27 protein-coding genes are annotated in these 24256 nt (G+C 75.2%); 14 read left to right on the top strand and 13 right to left on the bottom strand.

What is annotated here, in order from left to right:
- Positions 1-10 precede the first annotated feature (10 nt).
- A complete protein-coding gene (locus ACWDBB_RS18880) occupies positions 11-1114 on the top strand; it encodes an NAD(+)/NADH kinase (protein WP_449790678.1) in 1104 nt (367 codons plus the stop codon).
- A gap of 62 nt (positions 1115-1176) precedes the next feature.
- Here the strand turns inward: ACWDBB_RS18880 and gndA are convergent, their stop codons facing one another.
- From gndA to ACWDBB_RS18860, 4 genes are all read right to left on the bottom strand, one after another.
- Positions 1177-2616, bottom strand: a complete 1440-nt coding sequence (gene gndA / locus ACWDBB_RS18875) for an NADP-dependent phosphogluconate dehydrogenase (RefSeq protein WP_449790677.1) — start codon at positions 2614-2616, stop codon at positions 1177-1179.
- A gap of 285 nt (positions 2617-2901) precedes the next feature.
- A complete protein-coding gene (locus ACWDBB_RS18870) occupies positions 2902-3303 on the bottom strand; it encodes a pyridoxamine 5'-phosphate oxidase family protein (protein WP_449790676.1) in 402 nt (133 codons plus the stop codon).
- 88 nt (positions 3304-3391) lie between these two features.
- Entirely contained in the window at positions 3392-4033 is a 642-nt protein-coding gene (locus ACWDBB_RS18865; RefSeq protein WP_449790675.1) for an MBL fold metallo-hydrolase, read from the bottom strand.
- The gene (locus ACWDBB_RS18860) at positions 4030-5115 is read right to left on the bottom strand and encodes an S-(hydroxymethyl)mycothiol dehydrogenase (protein ID WP_449790674.1); all 1086 of its coding nucleotides are present in this window, start codon (positions 5113-5115) and stop codon (positions 4030-4032) included. Before ACWDBB_RS18860 ends, ACWDBB_RS18865 begins: the two co-directional genes overlap by 4 nt.
- A gap of 689 nt (positions 5116-5804) precedes the next feature.
- On the opposite strand from ACWDBB_RS18860, the gene ACWDBB_RS18855 reads away from it, so the two are divergent.
- From ACWDBB_RS18855 to ACWDBB_RS18845, 3 genes are all read left to right on the top strand, one after another.
- A complete protein-coding gene (locus tag ACWDBB_RS18855; RefSeq protein ID WP_449790673.1) occupies positions 5805-7028 on the top strand; it encodes a cytochrome P450 in 1224 nt (407 codons plus the stop codon).
- Positions 7025-7282, top strand: a complete 258-nt coding sequence (locus tag ACWDBB_RS18850; RefSeq protein WP_449790672.1) for a ferredoxin — start codon at positions 7025-7027, stop codon at positions 7280-7282. Before ACWDBB_RS18855 ends, ACWDBB_RS18850 begins: the two co-directional genes overlap by 4 nt.
- Before the next feature lie 147 nt (positions 7283-7429).
- Entirely contained in the window at positions 7430-8641 is a 1212-nt protein-coding gene (locus ACWDBB_RS18845) for an MFS transporter (protein ID WP_449790671.1), read from the top strand.
- 9 nt (positions 8642-8650) lie between these two features.
- Here ACWDBB_RS18845 and ACWDBB_RS18840 read toward each other — a convergent pair whose 3' ends face one another.
- The 3 genes from ACWDBB_RS18840 to ACWDBB_RS18830 form a co-directional block, all read right to left on the bottom strand.
- Positions 8651-9565 carry a LysR family transcriptional regulator gene (locus tag ACWDBB_RS18840; RefSeq protein ID WP_449790670.1) on the bottom strand — a complete coding sequence of 305 codons (915 nt, stop codon included), beginning with the start codon at positions 9563-9565 and terminating at the stop codon, positions 8651-8653.
- A gap of 19 nt (positions 9566-9584) precedes the next feature.
- Positions 9585-10823 carry a phosphotransferase gene (locus ACWDBB_RS18835; protein WP_449790669.1) on the bottom strand — a complete coding sequence of 413 codons (1239 nt, stop codon included), beginning with the start codon at positions 10821-10823 and terminating at the stop codon, positions 9585-9587.
- Between the two features lie 89 nt (positions 10824-10912).
- A complete protein-coding gene (locus tag ACWDBB_RS18830) occupies positions 10913-11770 on the bottom strand; it encodes a PhzF family phenazine biosynthesis protein (protein WP_449790668.1) in 858 nt (285 codons plus the stop codon).
- Between the two features lie 181 nt (positions 11771-11951).
- Between ACWDBB_RS18830 and ACWDBB_RS18825 the strand changes: the two genes are divergently transcribed.
- The 4 genes from ACWDBB_RS18825 to ACWDBB_RS18810 all read left to right on the top strand — a co-directional run bounded on the left by ACWDBB_RS18825 (position 11952) and on the right by ACWDBB_RS18810 (position 15271).
- Complete coding sequence (locus ACWDBB_RS18825; RefSeq protein WP_449790667.1) at positions 11952-12518, top strand: hypothetical protein; 567 nt, start codon at positions 11952-11954, stop codon at positions 12516-12518.
- 111 nt (positions 12519-12629) lie between these two features.
- A complete protein-coding gene (locus tag ACWDBB_RS18820; RefSeq protein WP_449790666.1) occupies positions 12630-13433 on the top strand; it encodes an MBL fold metallo-hydrolase in 804 nt (267 codons plus the stop codon).
- A 7-nt stretch (positions 13434-13440) separates the two neighbouring features.
- Positions 13441-13872: a nuclear transport factor 2 family protein gene (locus ACWDBB_RS18815; RefSeq protein WP_449790665.1), complete on the top strand. Its 432-nt coding sequence runs from the start codon at positions 13441-13443 to the stop codon at positions 13870-13872.
- Positions 13873-14008: 136 nt separating this feature from the next.
- The gene (locus ACWDBB_RS18810) at positions 14009-15271 is read left to right on the top strand and encodes an NAD(P)/FAD-dependent oxidoreductase (RefSeq protein ID WP_449790664.1); all 1263 of its coding nucleotides are present in this window, start codon (positions 14009-14011) and stop codon (positions 15269-15271) included.
- Between the two features lie 43 nt (positions 15272-15314).
- On the opposite strand, the gene ACWDBB_RS18805 is transcribed toward ACWDBB_RS18810, so the two are convergent.
- Positions 15315-16313 (bottom strand): right-handed parallel beta-helix repeat-containing protein, encoded by a 999-nt coding sequence (locus ACWDBB_RS18805; RefSeq protein ID WP_449790663.1) that lies wholly within the window; start codon positions 16311-16313, stop codon positions 15315-15317.
- Positions 16314-16514: 201 nt separating this feature from the next.
- Between ACWDBB_RS18805 and ACWDBB_RS18800 the strand changes: the two genes are divergently transcribed.
- The gene (locus tag ACWDBB_RS18800; RefSeq protein WP_449790662.1) at positions 16515-16931 is read left to right on the top strand and encodes a hypothetical protein; all 417 of its coding nucleotides are present in this window, start codon (positions 16515-16517) and stop codon (positions 16929-16931) included.
- Between the two features lie 122 nt (positions 16932-17053).
- Here the strand turns inward: ACWDBB_RS18800 and ACWDBB_RS18795 are convergent, their stop codons facing one another.
- Complete coding sequence (locus tag ACWDBB_RS18795) at positions 17054-17734, bottom strand: GOLPH3/VPS74 family protein (RefSeq protein WP_449790661.1); 681 nt, start codon at positions 17732-17734, stop codon at positions 17054-17056.
- Positions 17735-17782: 48 nt separating this feature from the next.
- Positions 17783-18292, bottom strand: a complete 510-nt coding sequence (locus tag ACWDBB_RS18790; protein ID WP_449790660.1) for a Clp protease N-terminal domain-containing protein — start codon at positions 18290-18292, stop codon at positions 17783-17785.
- A 198-nt stretch (positions 18293-18490) separates the two neighbouring features.
- Between ACWDBB_RS18790 and ACWDBB_RS18785 the strand changes: the two genes are divergently transcribed.
- Complete coding sequence (locus ACWDBB_RS18785; protein ID WP_449790659.1) at positions 18491-19474, top strand: S1C family serine protease; 984 nt, start codon at positions 18491-18493, stop codon at positions 19472-19474.
- A gap of 103 nt (positions 19475-19577) precedes the next feature.
- Here ACWDBB_RS18785 and ACWDBB_RS18780 read toward each other — a convergent pair whose 3' ends face one another.
- Positions 19578-20174: a GNAT family N-acetyltransferase gene (locus ACWDBB_RS18780; RefSeq protein WP_449790658.1), complete on the bottom strand. Its 597-nt coding sequence runs from the start codon at positions 20172-20174 to the stop codon at positions 19578-19580.
- Between the two features lie 275 nt (positions 20175-20449).
- On the opposite strand from ACWDBB_RS18780, the gene ACWDBB_RS18775 reads away from it, so the two are divergent.
- Entirely contained in the window at positions 20450-20818 is a 369-nt protein-coding gene (locus tag ACWDBB_RS18775) for an RNHCP domain-containing protein (protein ID WP_449790657.1), read from the top strand.
- A gap of 28 nt (positions 20819-20846) precedes the next feature.
- The gene (locus tag ACWDBB_RS18770) at positions 20847-21275 is read left to right on the top strand and encodes an RNHCP domain-containing protein (RefSeq protein ID WP_449790656.1); all 429 of its coding nucleotides are present in this window, start codon (positions 20847-20849) and stop codon (positions 21273-21275) included.
- A gap of 205 nt (positions 21276-21480) precedes the next feature.
- Here ACWDBB_RS18770 and ACWDBB_RS18765 read toward each other — a convergent pair whose 3' ends face one another.
- Entirely contained in the window at positions 21481-21927 is a 447-nt protein-coding gene (locus tag ACWDBB_RS18765) for a hypothetical protein (protein ID WP_449790655.1), read from the bottom strand.
- A gap of 6 nt (positions 21928-21933) precedes the next feature.
- Entirely contained in the window at positions 21934-22497 is a 564-nt protein-coding gene (locus ACWDBB_RS18760) for a universal stress protein (RefSeq protein WP_449790654.1), read from the bottom strand.
- A gap of 318 nt (positions 22498-22815) precedes the next feature.
- Here ACWDBB_RS18760 and ACWDBB_RS18755 point away from each other — a divergent pair, with 318 nt between their 5' ends.
- Both ACWDBB_RS18755 and ACWDBB_RS18750 read left to right on the top strand, forming a co-directional pair.
- The gene (locus tag ACWDBB_RS18755; protein ID WP_392878052.1) at positions 22816-23163 is read left to right on the top strand and encodes a GntR family transcriptional regulator; all 348 of its coding nucleotides are present in this window, start codon (positions 22816-22818) and stop codon (positions 23161-23163) included.
- Positions 23160-24173, top strand: coding sequence for a DUF1648 domain-containing protein (locus ACWDBB_RS18750; RefSeq protein ID WP_449790653.1), 1014 nt, complete (start codon positions 23160-23162; stop codon positions 24171-24173). The genes ACWDBB_RS18755 and ACWDBB_RS18750 overlap by 4 nt, the downstream gene beginning before the upstream one ends.
- Positions 24174-24256: the final 83 nt, after the last annotated feature.

Genomic DNA, 24256 nt, shown 5'->3' with positions numbered 1-24256 from the left:
AGGACGCGCCATGGCGGTCCACCGCCTCGGACTCGTCGTGCACAAGGGGCGGCCCGAAGCCGTGGCCGCCTCGGGCCTGGTCCGGGCCTGGTGCGACGACCACCGCGTTCCGTGCGCCGAGATCGACGTGTGGAACGCGGGCGTCCAGCGACACAGCGCCGGGGCGGAGATAGCCGCCGCCGGGAATCCGGACCTCATCGTCACGCTGGGCGGCGACGGAACCTTTCTGCGCGGCGCGCGCCTGGCGGCGCACAACGGCTCGCTGCTGCTCGGCATCGACTTCGGGCACGTCGGCTTCCTCACCGAGGTGCCCGCGCGGGACGTGCTCCAGGCCCTGGACGCCGTCCAGGAGTCCCGCACCACGGTCGAGGAGCGGATGCTCCTCACCATGCGGGCCTCCCGACCGCTGTCGCCGCCCGAGGACGAGGGCCCGGCGCAGTTCTACGGCCGCCGGCCGGCCCTGCCCCCGCCGCAGGTGCGCCCGGACTGCGACGCCGGCGGGGGCTGGGGGGTGGCCCTCGACCTTCTCGGGCTGAACGAGGTCGTCGTGGAGAAGTTCGCCCGGGACGGCCGGGTCGCCGCCGCGGTCTACTTCGCCGGGCGGCTGCTCGCCTCCTACGCGGGCGACGCGCTGCTGGTGGCGACCCCGACGGGCTCGACCGCGTACAGCTTCGCCGCGGGCGGGCCGGTGGTCTCGCCCCGGGCGGAGGTCCTCGTCTTCACCCCCGTCGCGGCGCACATGGTCTTCGAGCGCTCGGTCCTCACCGCACCGGACGAGCCGATCGCCATGCGCCTGCTGCCGCATTCCGGCAGCGCGGCGGTCAGCGTGGACGGCCAGCTCCGAGGCGTGCTGGACCCCGGTGACTGGATCGGCGTCTACGCCGCGCCGACCCGGCTGCGGGCGGTCCGGCTGGGGCCGACCGACTTCTACGGCCGCCTGCGCCGGCGGCTGCGGCTGACCGACGCGCCCGCCGCCGCCTCCGACGGCGAGGTGCCGTCGGCCTGGCCGCTGACCGCTCCGCCGCCGCACGACCTGGACCACCTCAACCTGCCCACGCTGCAGGAGGGCAGGAACCTCCCGTCCGTGGTGCGCCGGACCGACGGCGGGGCCTGACCCGCCGCGCCCCCGCGGGAAGCGGCCCGAGCGGGCCGCGCCTACGCGGCCGGCCCGGGGCCCTACGCGCTCACCTCGGGGCGGCCGGGCTCGGCCCAGCGGGTGTGGAAGCTGCCCGGACGGTCCGTGCGGCGGTACGTGTGGGCGCCGAAGAAGTCGCGCTGCCCCTGGATCAGGGCGGCCGGCAGGTGCTCGCTGCGCAGGGTGTCGTAGGAGGCGAGCGCGGCGGAGAACGCCGGTACGGGGATGCCGTGCTGGGCCGCGCCGGCCACCACGGTGCGCCAGGCCGCCTGGGCGTCGGAGACCTCCGCCGCGAACCGCTCCTCGGCGAGCAGGCTGACCAGGTCGGGGGCGGCGGCGTGGGCGGCGCGGATCCGGTCGAGGAAGGCGGCCCGGATGATGCAGCCGCCGCGCCAGATCCGCGCCACCGCGCCCAGGTCGATGTCCCAGCCGTACTCGGCCGCGCCGTCGCGGATCATGGTCCAGCCCTGGTCGTAGGCGATGACCTTCGACGCGTAGAGGGCCTGCTCGACGTCCCGGGTGAAGCGCTCGGCCTCGTGCGGGCGCAGCTCCTGGCGGGTGCCGCCGGGCAGCGTCCGGTAGGCCGCGCGCAGCTCGGACCGGGAGGAGGCGACCCGGGCGAAGGTGGCCTGGGCGATGGCGGTGACCGGGGAGCCGAGGTCGAGGGCGGTCTGGACGGTCCAGCGCCCGGTGCCCTTCTGCTCGGCGGCGTCCCGGACGATGTCGACGAAGGGCCGGCCGGTGGCGGCGTCGGTGTGGGCGAGGACCTCGGCGGTGATCTCGATCAGGTAGGAGTCGAGCCGGCCCTTGTTCCAGTTCCGGAAGATCTCGGCGATCTCGGCGGGGGCGTAGCCGCCGACCTCCCGCAGCAGGTGGTAGGCCTCGGCGATGAGCTGCATGTCGGCGTACTCGATGCCGTTGTGCACCATCTTCACGAAGTGGCCGGCCCCGTCGGTGCCGATGTGGGTGCAGCACGGGTCGCCGTCCACGTGGGCGCTGATCTTCTCCAGCATCGGGCCGAGGACGGCGTAGGACTCGGCGGAGCCGCCGGGCATGATCGAGGGGCCGTGTAGCGCGCCCTCCTCCCCGCCGGAGACGCCGCTGCCGACGAAGTGGATGCCGCGCTCGCGCAGCGCCCGCTCCCGGCGGCGGGTGTCGGCGAAGTGCGCGTTGCCGCCGTCGATGATCATGTCTCCCGCCTCCAGCAGCGGGGCGAACTCCTCGATGACCTCGTCAGTGGGCTGACCGGCCTTCACCATGATCAGCAGCCGGCGGGGACGCTCCAGGGCGGCCACCAGCTCCTGCGGCGACCGCGCCGGGACGAACGCGCCCTCGTGGCCGAACTCCTCGATCAGCGCCTCGGTCCGCCCCGCGGTCCGGTTGTGCACCGCGACCGTGTAGCCGTTGCGGGCGAAGTTCCGCGCCAGGTTGCGGCCCATCACCGCAAGCCCCGTCACGCCGATCTGTGCGGATGCCTCCATGGCGGCTGCTTCCTTCCTCGGGGGTTCCCGGCGGGCCGGAAGGGCCGCGCCGCGGCCTGTGCCGGCCGTTTCCACCCGCCGGCGCGCTGCGCGCACAGCACCGGGCGCCCGGGGCGGGCGATCTACATGCTCACCGGCGGCGCCCGGCGCCCGCGCGGGGAGCTGGCCCGTTCAGGTGCCGCCGGGATCGGCCGGAGCCGCGCGGAACGCTCGTTCCGGAAGCGGGAACGAGCGTTCTCGGGAGCCGTCGTTCCCAGGAACGGCCACTCCCGGGAGCGGGCTTCCTCAGGCCCGGCCGAGGACTCGGTCGACGGCGATCTCGATGACCACCCGGTCCGGGTTGACCCGCGGCTCCCGGTAGCGCTCGGCGTAGCGGCGCTCCGCGTCGGCGACCTGCTCGGGCTCGTCGCGGACCACCGCCACGCCCTCCAGGGTCGACCAGCGGGCCCGGTCCACCTGGCAGACCGCGACCCGCAGGCCCTCGGGCCCGGCCTCGGCGACGTTGCGGGCCTTGCGGCTGGTACGGCTGGTGATCACCCGGGCGGTCCCCGTCTCCGGCTGGTACGTCACACCGACCGGCACCACGTGCGGCGTGCCGTCCGGGCGGATGGTGGTCAGCGTGGAGATGTGCCGCTCCCGCCAGAAGGCGAGGAAGGATTCGTCGAGGTCGCGCGGGTCGTGGGCCATGGTCGCGATGGTACGGCCCCCGCGGAACGCTCGTTCCGCGGGGGCCGTACGGGCCGGGCGGGCGGTACCGGCGTGCCCGCCCGTTCCGTCAGTGACCGCGCGCGATCCACTCCGGCAGGGCCGGGGCCTCGGCGCCGATGGTCGTCGGGTCGCCGTGGCCGGTGCGCACCACGGTCTCGGCCGGGAGCGTCAGCAGCCGCTCGCGGATCGAGTCGACGATCGTCGGGAAGTGCGAGAACGACCGGCCGGTGGCGCCGGGGCCGCCCTGGAACAGGGTGTCGCCGGTGAAGACGGTGCCCAGTTCGGGCGCGTACAGGCAGACCGCGCCCGGTGCGTGGCCCGGGGTGTGCAGCACCGTCAGCTCGGTGCCGGCCACCTCGATCCGCTGGCCGTCGGCCAGTTCGCCGTCCGGCAGCCGCTCGGGGTGGGTGAGCTGCCACAGCGGAAGGTCGTCGGGGTGAAGCAGGATCGGCGCACCGGTGCGGGCGGCGAGGGCCGGGGCCGCGTCGATGTGGTCGTTGTGCGCGTGGGTGGAGACGATCGCCAGCAGCCGGCGCCCGCCGAGCGCGGCCTCGATGGCCTCGGCGTCGTGCGCGGCGTCGATCACCACCGCCTCCTCGTCGTTCCCGACGATCCAGACGTTGTTCTCCACCTCCCAGCTGCCGCCGTCGAGTTCGAAGGTCCCGGCGGTCACCAGCCGGTCGACGCGCACCGTGCCGCTCTCGCTCACAGGACCACCACCGAGCGGAGGACGTCGCCCTGGTGCATGCGCTCGAAGGCCTGCTCGACCTTGTCGAGCTCGATGGTCTCGGTGACGAAGGCGCCGAGGTCCAGGCGGCCCTGGAGGTAGAGGTCGATCAGCATCGGGAAGTCCCGCGAGGGCAGGCAGTCGCCGTACCAGGAGGACTTCAGCGCGCCGCCACGGCCGAAGACGTCGAGCAGCGGCAGTTCCAGCGTCATCTCCGGGGTCGGCACGCCGACCAGGACGACGGTGCCGGCCAGGTCGCGGGCGTAGAAGGCCTGCTTGTAGGTCTCCGGCCGGCCGACCGCCTCGACCACGACGTCCGCGCCGTTGCCGCCGGTCAGCTCGCGGATCGCCTCGACCGGGTCGGTGGTGCGGGAGTTGACGGTGTGGGTGGCGCCCAGCTTGCGGGCGGTCTCCAGCTTGCGGTCGTCGATGTCCACCGCGATGATCTTCGCCGCGCCCGCCAGCCGGGAGCCCATCACGGCCGCGCCGCCGACGCCGCCGCAGCCGATCACCGCGACCGAGTCGCCCCGGCCGACGTTGCCGGTGTTGATCGCGGCGCCGAGGCCCGCCATCACGCCGCAGCCCAGCAGGCCGGCGACGGCCGGCTCGGCGGCCGGGTCCACCTTGGTGCACTGGCCGGCCGCGACCAGGGTCTTCTCGGCGAACGCGCCGATGCCCAGTGCCGGGGACAGCTCCGTGCCGTCCAGCAGCGTCATCTTCTGCTTGGCGTTGTGGGTGTTGAAGCAGTACTGCGGGCGGCCCCGCTTGCACGCACGGCACTGGCCGCACACCGCGCGCCAGTTGAGGACCACGAAGTCACCGGGCTCGACCTCGGTGACGCCCTCGCCGACCGACTCCACGATGCCCGCGGCCTCGTGGCCGAGCAGGAACGGGAACTCGTCGTTGATGCCGCCCTCCCGGTAGTGGAGGTCGGTGTGGCAGACGCCGCACGCCTGGACCCGGACCACCGCCTCGCCCGGGCCAGGGTCCGGCACCACGATCGTGGTCACCTCCACGGGAGCGCCCTTGGCGCGCGCGATGACTGCCTTGACCTGCTGGGGCATCCGATTCCACCTCCGTCGGCCGGTGCGACTCTGCACCGGCGTGACCTGCGACAAAAGACTGCAAGACGAACTGCCCACGAAGCGTATCGCCCACCCGCCGACCACCTGCCGAGCGCCCGGGGCGATCCGGTGTGACGCGGTGTGATACGGCTCACCGGACCTGTCGGCGGCGGCTTCGACGCCGTCCGACGCCCCGGCGCTCCCGGCACTTTCGGCACTTCCGGCGCCGTCGCGTCGGCTCACGGGCGCTCAGCCGGCATGTGCCCGCCGGGTATCCGCCGAGGGCCCGACGACAACCCGGCGCGGCGGAGGCGACGGGGGCGCACAAGTGGCACTGAGCGCCTGTCAGCCCGTCCCGAAGTGCCCGGAAAGCACCGGCGTTGGCTGGAAGTGGCGCAGACGGGCGCCCGCCGCCCACGTACGGTCGTAGCTGAGACGGTCCACGCGACCACGCTCAGCACACCCGCACCACCCGTCGGCGCGCGACCGCGAGCCGGCCGCGCCGGGTGCGTACCGACCGTGCGCGCCCGCACATTTCGCGCCACCCCCTCCGCAGGAGCCCGACCGAACCCGGCCCGTGTCGAGCCGCCAGCCGGCCGCATCACCCGTCCCCCGCCCCGCACCATCCCCGGATTCACCCTCCGTCGGGTCGCGTTCCGCGGCCCACCACCCTGGAGTCTGGAGTACGGATGTCCACCGAGAACAGTGCGACCAGCGCCGGCCCCGCCCCGCTCCCCCCGCTCCCCCCGCTGCACTGCATCCGCCTGCTCGAACCCGGTCCGCCCCGCCTCGCCGCGCTGCCCACCGGCACGCCGGTCTGGCTGGTCAGCCGACACGCGGACGTGCGCCAGGTACTGACCGACCCGCGGCTGGGCCGCGCCCCGCTCTACGCGCCGGACGCCCCGCCGATCACGGTCACGCCCAACATCCTGGACGACCCCGACGGCATGCTGAACATCGACGGCACCGAGCACCAGCGGCTGCGCCGCACCGTGCAGCGCGCCTTCACCCCGCGCGCGATCGAACGCTGGCGGCCCTGGGTGGCCTCGGTGGTCGAGTCGCTGATCGACGAGCTGATCGACCACGGCTCCCCGGCCGACATCATCGCCGCCTACTCCCGCCCGCTGCCGGTCGCGGTGATCAGCCGGCTGATGGGCCTGGACAACCTGGACGGCAAGCGGCTCGCGCACTGGAGCGACCACGCGTTCTCCACCACCGCCTACAGCGCCGAGGAGATCGTCACGGCGATGACCGAGTTCGCCGCCTTCGGCGCCGAGGTGATCGCCGAGCGCCGGGCCGCCCCCGGCGAGGACCTGGTCAGCGGACTGCTCGCGGCCGCCGCCGAGGACGGCTCGATCACCGAGGGTCAGCTGGTCCTGCTGGTCATCGGCCTGGTCGTGGCCGGGCACGAGACCACCATGACCAGCCTCGGCAACGCCCTGGTCTACCTGCTCCAGGACGGCCGTGAGGCCTGGCAGCGGCTCGCCGCCGACGAGGCCAGCGCCACGGTCGCGACCGAGCAGCTGCTGCGCGCCATCCCGCTCGGCGACCGCCAGGAGCACATGCCCGGACTGCTGCGCCGCACCGTCGAGGACGTCGAGATCGGCGGCGTGGTCATCCCGGCCGGCAGCGTGGTCGCCGCCGACCCGGCCGCCGCCAACCACGACCCGGAGGTGTTCGCCGGGGACCTGCCCGCCGAGCTGTTCTCCCCGCTGACCGGCCCCACGCTCACCTTCGGCGCCGGACCGCACCACTGCCTGGGCGCCTGGCTCGCCCGGATGGAGCTGGAACTCGCCCTGCACCGGCTGGCCCGCCGCCTGCCCTCCTTGCGGCTGGCCGGCCCGGTCGAGCGGATCGACTGGCGGCGCGGCCTGCTCACCCGCAGCCCCAACTCCCTGCAGGTGGCCTGGTGACGGGCCGCGCGGACACCGAGCCGGTGGTCGTCCGGGTCGACCGGGACCGCTGCATCGGCTCCGGGATGTGCGCCCTCAGTGCCCCCGACTCGCTGGCCCTCGGCGCCGACGGGCTGGCCGCGCCGCTGGCCGCGTACGCGGACGGCGGCGCGGAGTTGACGGACGGACTGAGCGAGGCGGTGGACTACTGCCCGGTCGAGGCGCTCAGCCTCCACTCGGCCCGCGGCGGCTACCGGATCGCCCCCGCGGAGTGAGTCCGACCCGGTGGTGCCCGCCGCGCCGAACCGCGGCGGGCACCGCCGGGAACGCCTCGGCCGGCCGGGCGATCGATGAGCCCTGCTCATCGGTCGATGAGTTCATCGATCTTGTTCGGCCCTTCCGCCGGCTGGTGAGCTGGCCGCATGACAAACGCCGAAACCCTGGCCCCACCGGCCGGTTCACCGACCGCGCCGCACCGCTGGTCCCCGGTCCTCGCCGTCTCGCTCGCCACCTTCACCGTGGTGTCCTCCGAGATGATGCCGGTCGGCCTGCTCACCCCGATGTCCCACAGCCTCGGGGTCACCGACGGCGTCACCGGCCTCTCCCTCACCGTCACCGGCCTGATCGCCGCCGTCCTCTCCCCCTTCGCGCCACTGCTCGTCGGGCTGCGCGACCGCCGCACCGTCCTGGTCGCCTTCATGCTGCTGCTCGGCCTGGCCGACGCGGTGACGGCGATGGCACCGAACTTCGCGGTGCTGACCGCGGGCCGCGTCCTGCTCGGCGCCGCCATGGGCATCGTCTGGGGCCTCGCCGCGAGCCTCGGCCCCCGCCTCGCCGACGGGCCGCGCATCGCGCTCGCCATGACGCTGATCTTCTCCGGCGTCTCCATCGCCTCGGTCCTCGGCGTCCCGCTGGGCACCTACCTGGCCGCTCTCCTCGACTGGCGCGCCGCGTTCTGGGCGCTCGCCCTGCTCGGCGCCGCCTCCGCCGCCGTGCTCGCCGCCACCCTGCCCCCGCTGCCCGTACCCGAACGCGGACGGCTCGGCGGACTGGCCGGCGCCCTGCGCCACCGGGGCGTCGCCGCCGGGACCGCGATCACCGCCTTCGTCGTGCTCGGCCACTTCGCCGGCTACACCTACGTCCGCCCGGTCCTCGAAGCCGACGCCGGCCTGAGCAGCGGCGCGATCGCCGCCTGCCTGCTGGTGTACGGACTCGCGGGCGTCGCCGGGAACTTCACCCTCGGCCCGCTGTCCGGGCGCCGCCCGAAGACCGCCGTCACCCTCGCACTCACCGGCGTCACCCTGGCCGCCGCCCTGCTCACGCACGCCACCGGCGTCGTCGCCGTGCTGCTCGTCCTGGTCGTCTGGGGCGCCTCGTACGGCGGGGTGTCGGTCTCCACCCAGACCTGGGTCCGCATCGCCGATCCGGCCCGGATCGAGGCCTCTGCCGCGGTCTGGGCGGGCGTGTTCAACGCGAGCATCGCGCTCGGCTCCTTCGCCGGCGGCCTCGTCGTCGACCGGGCAGGGACCCACGCCGTACTGCTCACCGCGGCCGCGCTGGCGGCCGCCGGGCTGCTGCTCACCCTGCTCTCCCGGCCGCACGACGGCGGGCCGAGCGGGCGAAGCGGGCGGTAGCCCCGCGGCTCAGTCGACGTGCCCGGCCAGCAGCTCGACGAACCCGGCCGCCAGCCGGTGCGGGCGCCGCTCGTGCTGCACCACCTGCAGCGCGGTCGGCTCCAGGTCGGGCACCGGCAGGAAGCGGATGTCCGGCCGCCGGACGTACGTCGTGCTGCGCTCGCAGAGCAGCAGGCCCTGGCGGGTACCGGCCACCATCGACAGGCCCGCCTGGAGGGTTGCCGCACCCGCCGAGTAGGCCAACTCCCGCCCGTCCGGCGTCCGCCGGGGCGCGTTCGCCTGCCGCCAGTACTCGGGCGCCGGGCCGCGCGGCTCGATCAGCGGCATGGCGGCCAGCTCGGCGGCGCTCACACCGTCCGCCCCGCCGGGGCGCCGCGCGGCGGAGACCGCCACGTACACCGGCTGCCGGGAGAACTCCATCAGCACCTCGAGCCCCGGCTCCCGGCACGGGGCGAGCACGATCGCCAGGTCGACCTCGCCGCGGGCGAGGTGCGAGAACGGGTCCGCCCACGGCAGTTCGACCAGGTGCGCGGCGCCCTCCGGCAGGCTCGCGACCACCCGGGCGACGGGCTCGTACACCGCGCACTGGAAGCCCAGCCGCAGCGGCCTCGCCGTCGCGGCCCCGGCCCGGGCGGCGTCGTAGCCGTCCCGGAGCCGTTCGAAGGCGGGCACCACCTGCTCGGCCAGTGCCCGCCCCAGCTCGGTCAACTCGACCCGGCGGCTGGTCCGTCGGAACACCGGGGCACCGATCCGGCTCTCCAGGCGCTTGATCAGCTGGGAGACCCGGCCCTGCGAGACGCCGAGGCGCTCCGCCGTCCGCCCGAAGTGCAGCTGGTGGACGAGGACGGAGAAGCACTCCAGCTCCTGCAGCGGCAGCTCGGGCAGGACGGCGGAGGCTGCGAGGGCTGAGGGCGGTCGTTCCATCTCGGCAGTCTACGTCCGGCTACCCGGCCGCTCCGCAGGCCAGTACGGCGCGCAGCTCGGCGGCCGGATCGCCCTCGTGGTAGGGGCGTTCGCTCGGCTCGATGTGATCCAGGAACTCCTGGTAGCGCAGGGCGTAGGACAGGTGGTAGAGCGGCTCGGCGAGTTCGAGGGCGCGTCGCGGGTCGGAGCCGGGGGCGTGGCGCCGCCAGGCCTCCGTCCAGACCCGGGTGTGGTGCTGCCAGGCCTCCTCGCCGAGGTAGGCGCGGGGGCGCAGCCCGTCCAGGGCGGGGTGGCCGAGGCAGGAGTCGGCGTAGTCGACGACCACCGTGCCGGTGCCGTCGGAGCGCCAGTTGCCGGGGTGGAAGTCGCCGTGCAGCAGGGTCTCGGGCAGGCCGCAGTCGGCGAGCCGGTCCAGCAGGCCGGGGAGGCCGGCGGCGAAGCCGGCCAGGCCGTCCAGCTCCTCGGACGTCAGGTCGGTCTCCTCGGCGAGCCGGCCCAGCAGGGCCGTCAGCTGGGCGGCCAGGGCGCGGGGGGTGCGGTCGCGCAGGCCGGTCAGGTCGGCCGGGCGATCGGCGAGCGCGGCCTGGGCGGCGACCAGCCGGGGAACGACGTCGGCGACCGTCCCGGCGGACGGGCTCCAGCAGTCCTCGCCGGGGACATGGTCGAGCAGCAGCCGCCCGCCGCGGGGGTGGGCGGCGAGGACGGTCGGGACGAGCGCGCGGTCGACGCCGCCGAGCAGCGCGATGACCGCGGCCTCGTCGGCGTTGAAGGCGGGCGTCGTGGTCTTCAGCCAGGCGTCGACGCCGCCGGCGGTGGGGAGGCGGAACAGACCGGAGAGGTTCCAGGTCCGGATCTGCCGCGCGGGCGCGGCCGGCGCGCGGCCGACGGCGGCCAGCTCCGTCTGCGCCCAGGCCAGTGCCTCCCGCAGACCCGCGGGCGTGGCCCAGGCGGCGCGGCGTTCGGCGGGCCCGAGCAGCGCGACCGTCCCGGCTTCCGGGGGGCGGGAGTCGAGCGCCTTCGGCCGCTCCAGCGCCTCGGCGTGGTAGCGCACCCGCCCGCCGTGGCCCGGCTCCTCGCTCCGCCCGTCGACCAGCCGCGCCACCATCACCGGCACGCCGGCCGCCTCCGTCGCCCGCGCGACCACCTCGTCCACGGAGGACCACCAGCCGAGCTCCACCTCGAAGGGGCCCAACTGCCCGAAGTACTCGTCGCCGTAGGTGAGATCGACCGTCACGGTCCGGTTGCTCGCTCGCTGCATCGGAGCAGCTTCGCCGACGGGGTCGGGGCGACGCCACCGGTTTTCCGGCCGCGCCGACCGGGTCGGATCCGGTGCGCCCGGGGCTAGCGCTAGGCGATAGCCACCGCGGTGCCCGAGACCCGCACCCGGGTGTCCTCGGCGCGCAGTTCGACCCGCAGCAGGCCCGGGCGGCCCAGGTCGGCGCCCTGGTGGAGCGTCAGCGCCGCCGGGGCCTCCACCGCGCCGAGCTCCCGCAGGTACGCGCCGAAGGCGGCCGCGGCGGCGCCGGTCGCCGGATCCTCGACCACGCCGCCGACCGGGAACGGGTCGCGGACGTGGAAGACCTCGGGGCCCTCCCGCCAGGCGAGCTGCAGGGTGGTCAGGTCGCGGGCGCGCATGAAGTCGGCGAGGCCGTCGAAGTCGTAGTCGAGCCGGGCCAGCCTCTCGCGGGTGGCGACCGGCAGGACGAGGTGCCGGGCGCCCGCGTAGGCGACGCGGGGCGGCAGGGCCGGATCGAGGTCGGCGGCGGACCAGCCGAGCAGGGCGAGCGCCTGCGCCACGTCGGCCGCCGGCACCTCCTCGACCTTGGGCTCGACGCTGGTCAGGGTGGCGCGCAGCAGCCCGTCGGCTCCGCGCTCGACCTCGACCGGGACCTCCCCGGCCGCGGTCTCGAAGACGTACTGCCCGGGGCCGGTGCGCTCGGCGACGGCGACGGCGGAGCCGACCGTCGCGTGGCCGCAGAACGGCACCTCGGCGAGCGGGCTGAAGTACCGCACGCGGTAGGACCCTTCGGCCGGGCCGGCGGTCAGGAAGGCGGTCTCGGAGTACCCGACCTCGGCGGCGATGGCGAGCATCCGCTCGTCGGTCAGCCCGGTGGCGTCGAGCACCACGCCTGCCGGGTTGCCGCCCTCGGGGCGGGTCGCGAAGGCGGCGTAGCGGAGGATCTTGGGAGCGGCGTCGTCGGTCATGACCGGACGAACGCGCCGGGTGCGTGGGCTGTTCCCGTCGGCGCCGCGGGTGTGCCGCCCGGGCGCGGCCACCGCACCGGTCGCGCGCGCCCGCGCTGCCGGGCCCGGCCGGGCCCGGCGACCGGCGGTGGGGCCGGTCGATCGGACGCGGCCGTCCCGTCCCGGTGGGATGATCTGCAGCATGGCCCTGACCCCGCACCAGCGGCATCTCCGTGACCGGATCATGGCCGCCGAGGTGACCGCCCCGCCGGAGCCGTGGCGGCCGGTGGGCCGTGGGGCGCTCGCGGTCGGCGGGCTGCTCGGCATCGGCTTCGCCGTCCACCCGGAGAGCGGCCACGACCTGGTGCTGACGGTCTCGCACGGCGGCCACGGCCTGTTCGACGCGGTGACCGGCCTCAAGCTGGCCCGTGACCACGAGCCCGCCGAGGACCCGGACGGCCCGGACCTCGCCTGCCCCGGGCTCGGCCAGGTCACGGACGTGCGCGTCCCGGTGGCGGGGCTGTGGGGCGGCGGACTGCACACCGCCGCCGAGGGCGGCTGGCACGTCAGCGTGGCCGCCCCGGAGTGGCCGCACCACCGGGTGCTGCTCGCCAACGGGCGGGGGCCGTCGGAGGGCGAGCACGGCGAGAGCTGGTGGCTGGTCCTGGACGCCGACCGGTCCACCTTGCGGGCGGCCGGCTTCTCCCCGACGGGCCGGACCCTCGCGGTGGCCACCAGCAGCGACCTCACGCTCTGGACCCGCGGCTAGCACCCGCCCCGCCGCTCCTTCCCGGGCCCGTCCGGCTTCCGGATGCGAACGGCGCGCCGAGCGCCGATGCTGGCGGCGAGGCGTGCGCGGCCCGAGGAAGGAAGCCACAACGTGAGTGCTCTCGACTTCGAGATCATCGACAGCCCCGACAGCTCGCTCAACAAGACCTCCGTCCTGGTCACCGGCCCCCACGACGCCCTGCTGGTGGACGCCGGGTTCACCCGCTCCGACGGGCGCCGGCTGGTGGAGCGGGTCAGGGCGAGCGGCAAGCGGCTGACCACCGTCTTCGTCAGCCACGGCGACCCGGACTTCTACTTCGGCGCCCAGGAGGTCCAGGACGCCTTCCCGCAGTCCCGCTTCGTGGCCACCGCCTCGACCGTCGAGCGCATCCAGGAGACGTACGAGGCCAAGCTTCGCGCCTGGGCGCACCTGGGCCCCGAGCTGCCCACCCGGCTGGTGCGGCCCGAGGCGCTGCACGGGGACGAGCTGGTCTTCGAGGGCCACCGTTTCGAGCTGCGCGGCGCCGACTTCCACCTGCCGGACCGGCACTACCTCTGGCAGCACCACCACCGCGCCGTGCTGGCCGGGGTGCTGCTCTTCCAGGGCCTGCACGTGTGGACCGCCGACACCCCGACTTCCGCCCAACGGGCCGCCTGGATCGACCTGTTGGACGGCATCGAGGCACTGCATCCGACCTGGGTCGCGGCCGGCCACCGGATCGCCGGCGCGTCCACCGACCTGAACGCCGTCGACCACACCCGCGCCTACCTGCGCGCCTTCGAGACCGAGATCGGCCGGGCCGCGAACGCGGACGCCGCCAAGGAGGCGCTGGAGCGGCGGTTCCCGGAGCTGGGGCTGCGGATCGCGGTGGACATCGGCACCAAGGTCGTCATGGGCGAGATGGCCTGGGGGTGAGCGGGCAGTGATCGAGATCCCCCGGGACGTCTCCTCCTTCGCCGAGTCGCCCGCTCCCGCCGACGTGGTGCGCCGCCAGTACCTGGCCTCCGCCCGGGGCGACCTGGCGGCGCTGCGCACCACCCTGGCCGAGGACGTGGAGTGGACCGAGATGGCCGGCTTCCCGCTGGCCGGCACCTACCGCACGCCGAAGGGCGTCACCGCCAACGTGATGGAGCGGCTGGCCGCCGAGTGGGACGACTGGACGGCGCACGACGACACCTACGTGGTCGACGGGGAGACGGTGGTGGTGCTGGGCCGGTACACGGCCGTCCACAAGGCCACCCGGAAGCCGCTGGCGGTCCGGGTCGCCCACCGCTTCACCGTGCGCGGCGGCCGGATCGTCCGCTTCGAGCAGTTCACCGACACCGCGCTGGTCAGGGACGCGATGACGGCGTGAGGCCCGCCGTGGCCCGCCGTGGCCCACGTTCACCCGTACGGGCGAGCGCGGCGCGGCGCGCCAGGCGCAGTCTCGACAGACCACCCGGACGGCGGCAGGCTGGGCCCGACCACGGCCGGAGAACGAGGAGTCGAGCATGGCGGGCACGGACACCGGGACCACCGGAGCGGGCGGGCGGGAGCGCCCGGTCGTCATCGTCGGGGCGTCCCTGGGCGGTGCGAAGGCGGCCGAGGCACTGCGCGAGGCCGGGTACCGGGGCGGCATCGTCCTGATCGGCGAGGAGCACGAGCGCCCGTACGAGCGGCCGCCGCTGTCCAAGGGCTACCTGCAGGGCAAGACGCCCCGGGAGAAGATCTACGTCCACCCCTCGCAGTGGTACGCGGAACACGACGTCACGCTGCGGATGGGCACGGCGGTGGCCTCGATCGACCCGGCCGGGCACACCGTGACGCTCGCCGACAACGGCCAGGTGGAGTACGCCAAGCTGCTGCTGACCACCGGCTCGGTACCGCGCCGGCTGCCGGTGCCCGGCGCGGACCAGGACGGGGTGCTCTACCTGCGCCGGGTCGAGGACAGCGACCGGATCGAGGAGGCGCTGCGGCCCGGGGCCAGGATCGCGGTGATCGGCGCGGGCTGGATCGGGCTGGAGGTGGCGGCCGCGGCCCGGGAGGCGGGCGCCGAGGTGACGGTGCTGGAGGCGCTCGAACTGCCGCTGCTGCGGGTGCTCGGCCGGGAGGTCGCCCAGGTCTTCGCCGACCTCCACCGGGAGCACGGCGTGGACCTGCGCTTCGGCGTCAAGGTGGCCGAACTTACCGGCGACGGCGGCACGGTGAACGGCGTGAAGCTCGCCGACGGCACCACGGTGGCGGCCGACGCGGTGGTCGTCGGCATCGGCATCGCCCCCGCAACCGGCCTGGCCGAGGCGGCCGGCCTGGAGGTCGACAACGGCGTCAAGACCGACCAGCACCTGCGCACCTCGGACCCGGACGTCTACGCGGCCGGCGACGTCGCCAACGCCTTCCACCCGCTGTTCGGCAGGCATGTGCGGGTCGAGCACTGGGCCAACGCGCTCAACCAGCCGCAGACCGCCGCCCGCGCGCTGCTCGGGCAGCCGGACGCGGTGTACGACCGTGTCCCCTACTTCTTCACGGACCAGTACGACCTCGGCATGGAGTACGTCGGCTACGTCGAGCCGGACGGCTACGACCGGGTGGTGTTCCGCGGCGACCCGGCCACCCGCGAGTTCATCGCGTTCTGGCTCTCCGGCGGCCGGGTGCTCGCGGGGATGAACGTCAACGTCTGGGACGTCACCGACCCGATCCGCGAACTGGTGCGCTCGGGGCGGGTGGTGGACGCCGAGGCGCTGGCCGACCCGAACGTTCCGCTCGGCTCGCTGTAGTCGGCGAGCCGAACCGGTCAGCCGAACCGGTCAGCCGGATCGGTCAGCCGACGGGGATGCCGGGGTTCACCAGGCCCCGGCCCCCGGTGACGGTGTTGCCCGCGCCGATCGTGACCTTGCACTTCGCCGCGTCGTAGGCGGTCACGTGGATCGCGTACCGGTCCGGCCCGGTGGCGCCGGTGAGGTCGGAGCGGTTGCCGCGGAAGACGGTGCCGCAGCCCCAGCCCGGCTGGAGGCTGTGGGTCTGGTAGCCGTCGTTCGTGGTGCGCCGGCCGGTGTTGTTCTCGATGACGTAGCCGTTGCCCTTCACGTCGACCCAGGAGTCGTCCGAGTGGCTCCCGGTGAGGCCGTCGCCGTCGAAGGTGTTGCCGGAGACCAGGCCGCCGGTGGTGCCCTCCTTGAGGTCGACGTTCTCTCCGCCGATGTTCGGGCCGAAGGTGTTGCCGGTGATCTGCACGTGGTCGCTGCGGTCGGTCAGGGTGTTGGCGGTGCCGACGTAGACGCCCTCGCCCATGCCGTCCCCGCTCAGGCCGGTGTCGTGGACGCGCGAGTCGCGCAGTGTGCCGTAGGCGCTGGAGTTGCGGAAGTGCACGCCCTCCATGGTGGTGTGGTGGACCGTCACGCCGTCCAGGACCACGTGGTTCGCGGAGTCGGCCATGATGCCCTTCTGGCCGCCGGTGACGGTCAGCCCCTGGACGGTCCAGTAGCTCGCGCCGTCGAGGTGGAGTCCGTAACCGCCGCCGGGGGCGGTGAGGACGGCCTTCGCCGAGCCGGTGAGGGTGATCCGGGCGGCCGCGGTGCCGGGGGTGGTGGCCTTGAAGTTGCCGGAGTAGGTGCCGTCGGCGAGCTGGATGGTCTGGCCGGGCGCGGCGGCGGCGAGCGCGCTCTGGAGCTGCTTGGTGGTGCCGACCTTGACCACGGCCGCCTCGACCACGGCCGTGGGGGCGGCGGAGCCGGCGGCCACGGCCGTGGGGGCGGCCGAGCCGAGGGCGAGGACGGTGAGCGCGGCGAGGAGGACGGGGACTGCGGGACGCTGGGTCACGGACGGTGCTCCTTGCAGTGGTCGGGGCCGGCCGGGGTGACCGGGGCCGGTGAATGACAGGAACATGCCGCCGCCAGGGTGGACTGGACCATTCCGGGGCGTCAAGAGCGCCTCGTCCGCGTGATACTGGAGCCCTGGGGGTCTCTGGAGTCCCCGCGGACACGGAGCCGCGGACACGGAGCCGCGGAGAGGGAGGCGGCGATGGGCGGCACGGCCGGGTTCGCCGTGGTGGTGTTCGGTGCGCTGGGCGGCGTGGTCGCCTACCTCGCCGGGGTGGTCGGCCTTCGCGAACTGCGGCGACTGCGCCGGGTCGGCGTGCCCGCACGGGCGCTGGTGCGCGAGCGCGCCACGGCGCCGGAGGACCGCGCGCTGCCGCCGCGGCCGCTGCTCCAGTTCGCGACCGAGGACGGCCGGGTGGTCGAGGTCTTCTCCCCCGTCCCCTCCACCACCCGCCACCCACTGCCGGACGGCGGCTTCGTCCCGGTCCGCTACGACCCGGCGGACCCGTCGCAGGTCCTGGTGGACGGGCGGGAGCGCGCGGGGCTGGAGTACGGGTTCCTCGCGCTCGGGGTGCTGGTGGTGCTCGGCTCGATCACCCTCGGCGCCACGGTGCTCTGACCGGGCGCCCGGAACGGGGCACCGGGCGGTGGACCAGGCGGCGCATCGGGCGGGTCGCACGCGGTCGGGCCCCCGGGACGGCGCACCGGGCGGGCCGCGCGGTACGCGGCCCGCCCGCCCGCTCAGACGGTGGCGGCGGTGGTCGCCGCCACCGTCGCCGCAGTGGTGACGGCGACCATGGTGAGCTGCATGTTCCGGATCGCCTCGCGGACCGACTCTGCGGCCCCGTCACCGGCGGCGATCTCGGCGAAGCGCGGCTCGACCTGCTTGCGGGGCAGCTCGGGGAAGGCCAGCCGGTGCAGCCGGGAGCCGTGCAGCAGGGCCACCAGGGCGGCGGTGCGCAGGTCCGGCTCCGCGCCGTTCAGCACCGTGGCGGCGAGCCGCTCGCGCAGTTCGCGCTCCACGCCGCCGTCCGCCTCCGGGTAGCGGCGGACCGGGAAGATGCCGAGCGCGCGGCGCCGCTCCTCGACCACCAGGCCCCGCTCGCACAGCCGCGCGACGGTGTCGGCGACGGCCGTGGCACGGTCCTTGGTCAGCCAGTCGGCCGCCTTGGCCTTGCCGGAGCGGCGCCCCGCGGCCCACTCGTCGAGCCGGGCCAGCCGGCCGTCCAGCAGCGGCTCACCGGTCGGGGTCCGGTCGGCGACGGTGAGCCGGCCGTCCTCGATCGCGACCCGCCCGGCCAGCACCAGCTCGGCCAGGATGCCGCCCGCGGCGGCCCAGGCGGCGGTGGCGGCGTCCTTCGCGACGCCGGACTCGTCGTCCAGCGAGAGCAGCATCAGCTCCTCGGCGAGGGTGACGTGCATCGGGTGCCCCTTCCTCTCGGTACCGCGGTTCGCTGCGCCGACGGCGCCTCAACCGCGCAGTGTTTCGACCAGGCGCCGGGCCCTGGTGTCCTCCTCGAGCAACGCCCGGAGCAGTCGATCAGTGCCCTGACCTGCGACGTCGGCGAAGTAGGCCTCGACCGAGCGGGGGTCGGCGGGCAGCGTCACCCCGCCGGAGTCCAGTGCGGCCCGCGCCCGGGCGTAGTCGAGGCCGAGCCCGGCGAGCAGTTCGCCGGTGCCGCCCTCCTGTGCCAACTGCGGCTCGTGACGGGCCACTTCGTGTACGGCCAGCAGGGCGAGCAGGACGTGCTCGGTACCGGGCGTCCGGCGCCCGAGGCGCTCGGCCTGGGCGTCGGCCTCCGACCGGATCCAGGCCGCCGGACCGGACGAGCCCGGCCGCAGCACGCGCTTCCAGCGCGGCGCCGGGTGCGCGCGGCGGGCCAGCATCGCCTCCCGGGTGGGACGCAGCAGCGGGTCGAGGCCGCCTCCCCTCGGCACCGCGCCCTCTCGCCCTTCGGGCTCCAGCATGGTCGTGTCCATCGGCCCCTCCCATCACGACGGCTTTACTCGGACTATATTCCTGCTTTTCCTCTTCTTGGGAATTTCCCGCACGCCAAGAACATGTCAGGACTCCTCCGGCGCGGGGCGCGGAAGACGGGGCGCGGAAGACGGGGCGCCCCGCCGTTGTTGGCATCTGGTGCCATCGTGGGAACCGCGTCCGCGAGAGGGGTGAGCACCATGGCCGACACGCTCCCCGTGCCGGGTCCGGCCCCCGAGGCGCGGGCGCCGCTGGACGCCTACTCCCGGATCGTCACCTCCGTCGCCGCGGCGCTGACCCCGCGGGTCGCCGCGCTCCAGGTCCCCCGGCGCGGCCGGGGCGGCTGGTTCAGCACCGCCCTCGGCTCGGCGGTGGTCTTCACCGAGGACGGGTTCCTGCTCACCAACGCCCACGTCGTCGGCCACGCCGACGCCGGGACGCTGGCCTTCGCCGACGGCACCACCTCCCCGTTCCACACCATCGGCGCCGACCCGCTCTCCGACCTCGCCGTGCTGCGCGCCGACGGGCCGACTCCGACGCCGGTCTCGCTCGGCGAGGCAACCGGTCTGCGGGTCGGACAGCTGGTCGTCGCCGTCGGCAACCCGCTGGGCCTGGCCGGGACGGTCACGGCGGGCGTGGTCAGCGCCCTCGGCCGCTCGATCCCGGCCCGCTCCGGCAGCGCGGTGCGGGTCATCGACAACGTGGTCCAGACCGACGCCGCGCTCAACCCGGGCAACTCCGGCGGCGCGCTGGCCACCGCGGACGGCGAGGTGGTCGGCATCACCACGGCGGTGGCCGGCAACGGGCTCGGCCTGGCCGTGCCGCTCGACGCCACCAGCCGCCGGATCGTCGCGGCCCTGCTCGCCGACGGCCGGATCCGCCGCGCCTACCTCGGCCTCGCCGGGATGCCCGCGCCCCTGCCGCCCGCCCTGCGCCACCGCACCGGGCAGCGCGGCGGCCTGCGGATCGTCGAGGTGGTGCCCGGCGCGCCCGCCGACCGCGCCGGGCTGCACGCGGGCGACCTGCTGCTCACCGCCGCGGGCGAGCCGATGGGCAGCGCCCAGGCCCTCCAGCGGCTGATGCTGGCCGACGCGATCGGCCGCCCGCTCCCGCTCACCGTGCTGCGCGGCGAGGCCCTGGTCGACGTGCTCGCCGTGCCCGCGGAGCTGCCCGCCGACGACTGACCGGGCCCCGGGGCCACCCCTACGCACGGGCCCCACCGACCTCACCGCCCGTCTCGGCCGGGCCGCCACCGGTGCCGCCACAGATGCCGCCCCGAAGGCACCGCTACGCGCGGGCCCCACGCCGCATCACCCAGAGCGCCGGCCCGCCCTCCGGCAGCCGGACCTCCTCCAGCACCTCGAAGCCGAAGTGCCCGTAGAGCGCGAGGTTCTCCTCCTTGGAGGACTCCAGGTAGACCGACAGCCCCTGGGCGTCGGCCCTGGCCAGCCCCGAGCGCAGCAGCGCGGAACCCTGCCCCCGGCCCTGGGCGACGGGGTCGGTGCCGATCACCGCGAGGTACCAGTGCGGCTCCTGCGGCGCGTTGTCGGCGGCCGCCTCGACGGACTGCCGGAACGACTCGGCCCGGTCGCCGAGCGGCGCGACCAGCTCCCGGAGCGTCTCCTCGTCCGGTACCGCCTTGTCCTGCGCGTGCGGCGGCACCCAGAACGCGGCCGCGTCCGCCGTCCGCTCGCACACCCCGTGCCGGACGTACTGCCGGGTGAACAGCGTGGTGAAGTAACCGCCCAGCCCCGCCTGCCGGGTGGCCGGGTCGGGGAAGAACCAGCACATCATCGGGTCGTCGGCGAAGGCCAGGGCCAGTAATCGACTGACTGACGACGCGTCATCGAGGGTCGCCGGCTGCGGCGTGTTGGTCATCTGCACACGGACATCGTGCGCGCCCTTTATCTCCGGCCCGGCGGTGAGGGTGGCTGCGGGCGGAAATAACCGTTGGCGCCCGTGCGATCGGCGTGGTTAGGCTGACGCCGTTCCGTACCGATCGACCCGGGCCATCGCCCGACCGGAGAGGGTGTCTTCATGTCCCGGACCGCGCCGAGTGCGCCTCGCCACACCGCCTGCAACCAGGCCTGACGAACCGTCGAGGCCACTCGGCCTGCTCTTGCTGTCATCGCAGAACCCCTCAGCAAGGAGCACCCCGGGTGTCCAGCACCTCCAGCACTCCCCCCACTCTGAAGACCTCCACCTTCGCCTGCGCCTGGTGCGGTCTGACCGTCTCCACCTACGCCGCCGACGGCACGCGGCGCAACCACTGCCCGTCCTGCCTGCAGTCACGGCACGTCCTCGACCAGGTCGAGGGCGGCCCGAGCGACTGCCGGGGCCGGATGTCGCCGATCGCCATCGCCGTGCTGCGCACCGGCGGTTGGACGGTCGTCCACCGGTGCGTGCGCTGCGACGAGCTGACGTCCACCCCCGTCTGCACGGACGACAACCAGCTCATCCTGATGCGGATGGCCGTCCGGCCGCTCGCCCAACCGCCGTTCCCGCTCGAAGCGTTCGGCACCCTCTGAGCCGCGCACGGAAGAGGGGAACCGAAGCATGCCACGACGCAAGAACACCGGCGGCCGGAGCCGGCAGGACCGCCGCCCGCAGCGGCACAAGGACGTCCTGCACGAGCAGGGCGGCCACCGGGCGAACGCCTTCCGCTGCGTGGACTGCCGGCTGGACGTCCCCCTGGACGCCCCTGGCACCGCGCACCGCAACCACTGCCCGAACTGCCTGGCCAGCCGTCATGTCGACGGCCGGAGGCCCGGTGACCGGGCGGCCGGCTGCGGCGGCCGGATGGCCGTGCTGGGCCTGTCGGTCCGCGCCGACGGCGAGTGGATGATCATCCACCAGTGCCTGTCCTGCGGTGAGTTGAGCGCCAACCGGATCGCCGGGGACGACAACGCCCTGGCCCTGGTCCGCCTGGCCCTCGAACCGCTGCGGGACACCACCCTGGCCCACCGCGTCCTGCTCGCGCTGTAGGCCGGGCCCGCGGCTCGACCGGGGCGCGCGGGGTGGTGGTCGCGGCGGGCCCGTCCGTACGGGCGGGCCCGCAGTCCGAACCGGCGACCACTCCGCGTGCCCGGGTCGCCCGCCTCCACCGGTTCGCCGGGGCTCCGGATACCGGCCGGAGCCCCGGCCCCCGGCGAGGTCCGTCCGTACGGGCGGACCATCCTTGGGCGGCGCCTCAGCGCGGGCCGTCGAGCCGCGGGCCGTCGAACCGCGGGCCGTCGAACCGCAGCGGCGACACCCGTACGGTGCGGCGCGGCAGGGCAGTGGGCAGGGCCGCCAGCAGGGCGGTCGCGGTGAACATCGCGTAGTGCCCTGCCTCCGGCCACGGGCCCGCCCAGCCCAGTTCGCCGTGGCGGTGCTCGGCGAAGGCGTTGCAGCAGAGCCAGGCCGCCAGGCCGATCAGCGGTGCGGCCCCCGGCCGGGAACGGCGCCCGACCAGTCCGCACAGCGCCAGGTAGCCGAGGTACGGCAGCGGGCCGGAGTGCAGTTCGCGCAGAACCCCGAGCGCGAGTGCCAGCGCGCCGCCGCCCAGCAGCGCCACCGTGCCCGCGGTGGGGGCCGAGAGGCGCTCCAGCACCGGGCGGTAGCGGTCGGCGCCGGGGCCGGCCGAGTACATCCGCACCGCGGACTACCGCTTCACCGCGAGGGCTTCGGGCGCGGGGCCGGCCGGCAGGTGCCGGCGGGCGCGGCGGTGCGCGGACTCCAGCCGGTGCAGGTCGCGCAGCAGTTCGGGCACCGGGACGGTCAGCACCGGGCAGCCGGCCTTCCGGGCGCAGTGGCCGGGCACCGAGCGCCGCAGCCGGCGGCGCAGCGGGCCGCCGCTGCGGCCGAGGACCAGCAGGTCGTCGGGCCTGTCGGCGACCTGCAGCAGGGCGGGGCCGGCCTCGCCGCGGATCACCACCGGGTGCAGCGGCACCCCGGGGTCGGCGCTGCCGAAGGCCGCGTCGAGGGCGTCCCGCAGGCGCTGTTCGGCGGCCTCCCGGACGGCGGCGAGCAGCGGCGGGCAGGGCGAGCGCCGGTAACCGTGCTCGCCGCCGGGCGGCTCCCAGGCGAGCACCGGCACCAGGGCGGCGCCGCGCTCGCGGGCCTCGGCGACGCCGCGGTGCAGTGCCGCGAGGCTCCCCAACGACCCGCTGACCCCGACCACCACCCTGGGTGCCGTGCCGCCTTCGTGCCGCCCGTTGCCGTGCATGATCCGTCCTCGTGTGGTCGCGTTCTCCGTCGTCCTCCACCCAACCGCCGTCGACGGGGTGACCTGCTCTCCTTGACGCCTTCCTGACGTCCCCGGGGTCGTTCCCAACGCACTCCATACGCGGCGCACCCGGCCAACCGGGGGCTCCCGCCACCCGGGCCTCACCCCGGGGACGAGCGGAAGCAGCCGCCCGAGACGGAAGGCGGAAAGGGAACGCGGAAAGGGGGCGGGCCCCGGGGCCCGCCCCCTTCGCCGTGCCCGCTCACCGTTCTCCGAGCAGCAGCAGTTGACATGAATGGTGCTATCGTCAGTAGCACCATGTTGCTGAAGCTGGACATCGGGGACACCCGACCGCTGCACGAACAGGTCGCCGGCGCGATCAGACGGGCCGTCGCCGAGGGCGAGTGCGCCCCCGGGGACAAACTGCCCCCGGCCCGGGAGCTCTCCCGGGCGCTGGGGGTGAACACCAACACCGTCCTGCGCGGGCTGCGCACGCTGCGCGACGAAGGGGTGCTGGAGTTCCGCAGGGGCCGCGGCATCACGATCGCGACCGGCGCCGACACCCGCTCCGAACTCGTGGACCGGGTCCGGCAGTTGGTCGAAGACGCGGCCCGGGCCGGCTACAGCAGGAACGATCTCGTGGACATGATCAGGGGGTTGTCGTGACGGACCAGGGGACGACTTCGACGAGAGCGGCGGCAGAGCGGCCGACGCACCGCGGCGCGGTCTGGGCGGCGGCGACCTGGTCGGCAGGCGTGCTGGCCCTGCTGATCGCGCTGCCGCTGCTGGCGCGTGACCGCCTGCCCGACCCGCTGGCCACCCACTGGGGCGGACGGGAACCGGACGACTCGATGTCGCTGACGGCCGCCGTGCTCTTCCCGGCGGCGTTCTGGGCGGTCCTGGTGCTGACCGCGGTGGCCCTGCGGCGGTACCGGGGCAACCTGGCGCCCGGTGCCGCGGCGACCACGCTGGCGGCCGGCGGGGTGCTGCTGACGGGCGCGCAGGCCTCCATCGTGCACGCCAACCTGGACCGTGCCCGCTGGCAGGACGCCGCGCCGATGGGCATCGAGGTGGTCCTGATCCTGCTGGCCACCGGCCTCGCCGGGCTGCTCGCCCGGCTGGCGAGCCACCGCTACGACGCCCGACCCGCACCGCGCCCGGCGGCCGGGGAGCCGGCGCTGGAGGTGCCGCCGGGCGCGCACCTCGTCTGGCTCTCCCACGCCGCCAACCCGTGGCTGCAGCTGACCGCGTCGGTGTTCGGACTGGCGGCGGTGGCCGTGGCGGTGGCCGCCGCCAGCGGGGTGGCCGACGTGGGCCTGCCGCTGGTGCTGCTGCTCACGCTCCCGGCCCTCGCCATCCTCGTCTGCTCCTCGGTGCGGGTACGGGTGACCGCCTCCGGCCTGACCGTCGGCTTCGGCCCCTTCGGGTGGCCCGCCCGCCGCTGGTCCCCCACCGAGCTGGAGTCCGCCCGCGTCGAGCGGCGCACCGCCACCCAGGCGGGCGGCTGGGGCTACCGGATCAACGGGCTCGGCACCACCGTGATGCTGCGCGGGGGCGCCTGTCTGGTGGTCCGCACCCGCCGGGGAACGGACTTCGCGGTCAGCGTCGACGACGCCGAGCGCGGGGCGGCCCTGCTCAACGCGCTGATCGCGCGCACCCGGCAGCCCGCCGGCTGAACCGGCGGTTCGGCGGTCCGGCGGTCCGGACGGCGGGGCGGTCCGGTCGTGGTGACCGGGCCGCCCCGCCGTTCATACCACCG

This window comes from Kitasatospora sp. NPDC001095 (assembly GCF_053598615.1).
This window is presented reverse-complemented; position numbering and strand designations above follow the sequence as displayed.

What these genes read in the sequence shown, in the direction of transcription:
- ACWDBB_RS18880 (WP_449790678.1), top strand. Translation starts at nt 11, where the DNA reads ATGGCGGTCCACCGCCTCGGACTCGTCGTGCACAAGGGGCGGCCCGAA.
- gndA (WP_449790677.1), bottom strand. Translation starts at nt 2,616, where the DNA reads ATGGAGGCATCCGCACAGATCGGCGTGACGGGGCTTGCGGTGATGGGC.
- ACWDBB_RS18870 (WP_449790676.1), bottom strand. Translation starts at nt 3,303, where the DNA reads ATGGCCCACGACCCGCGCGACCTCGACGAATCCTTCCTCGCCTTCTGG.
- ACWDBB_RS18860 (WP_449790674.1), bottom strand. Translation starts at nt 5,115, where the DNA reads ATGCCCCAGCAGGTCAAGGCAGTCATCGCGCGCGCCAAGGGCGCTCCC.
- ACWDBB_RS18855 (WP_449790673.1), top strand. Translation starts at nt 5,805, where the DNA reads ATGTCCACCGAGAACAGTGCGACCAGCGCCGGCCCCGCCCCGCTCCCC.
- ACWDBB_RS18845 (WP_449790671.1), top strand. Translation starts at nt 7,430, where the DNA reads ATGACAAACGCCGAAACCCTGGCCCCACCGGCCGGTTCACCGACCGCG.
- ACWDBB_RS18840 (WP_449790670.1), bottom strand. Translation starts at nt 9,565, where the DNA reads ATGGAACGACCGCCCTCAGCCCTCGCAGCCTCCGCCGTCCTGCCCGAG.
- ACWDBB_RS18835 (WP_449790669.1), bottom strand. Translation starts at nt 10,823, where the DNA reads ATGCAGCGAGCGAGCAACCGGACCGTGACGGTCGATCTCACCTACGGC.
- ACWDBB_RS18830 (WP_449790668.1), bottom strand. Translation starts at nt 11,770, where the DNA reads ATGACCGACGACGCCGCTCCCAAGATCCTCCGCTACGCCGCCTTCGCG.
- ACWDBB_RS18825 (WP_449790667.1), top strand. Translation starts at nt 11,952, where the DNA reads ATGGCCCTGACCCCGCACCAGCGGCATCTCCGTGACCGGATCATGGCC.
- ACWDBB_RS18810 (WP_449790664.1), top strand. Translation starts at nt 14,009, where the DNA reads ATGGCGGGCACGGACACCGGGACCACCGGAGCGGGCGGGCGGGAGCGC.
- ACWDBB_RS18800 (WP_449790662.1), top strand. Translation starts at nt 16,515, where the DNA reads ATGGGCGGCACGGCCGGGTTCGCCGTGGTGGTGTTCGGTGCGCTGGGC.
- ACWDBB_RS18795 (WP_449790661.1), bottom strand. Translation starts at nt 17,734, where the DNA reads ATGCACGTCACCCTCGCCGAGGAGCTGATGCTGCTCTCGCTGGACGAC.
- ACWDBB_RS18790 (WP_449790660.1), bottom strand. Translation starts at nt 18,292, where the DNA reads ATGGACACGACCATGCTGGAGCCCGAAGGGCGAGAGGGCGCGGTGCCG.
- ACWDBB_RS18785 (WP_449790659.1), top strand. Translation starts at nt 18,491, where the DNA reads ATGGCCGACACGCTCCCCGTGCCGGGTCCGGCCCCCGAGGCGCGGGCG.
- ACWDBB_RS18770 (WP_449790656.1), top strand. Translation starts at nt 20,847, where the DNA reads ATGCCACGACGCAAGAACACCGGCGGCCGGAGCCGGCAGGACCGCCGC.
- ACWDBB_RS18760 (WP_449790654.1), bottom strand. Translation starts at nt 22,497, where the DNA reads ATGCACGGCAACGGGCGGCACGAAGGCGGCACGGCACCCAGGGTGGTG.
- ACWDBB_RS18755 (WP_392878052.1), top strand. Translation starts at nt 22,816, where the DNA reads ATGTTGCTGAAGCTGGACATCGGGGACACCCGACCGCTGCACGAACAG.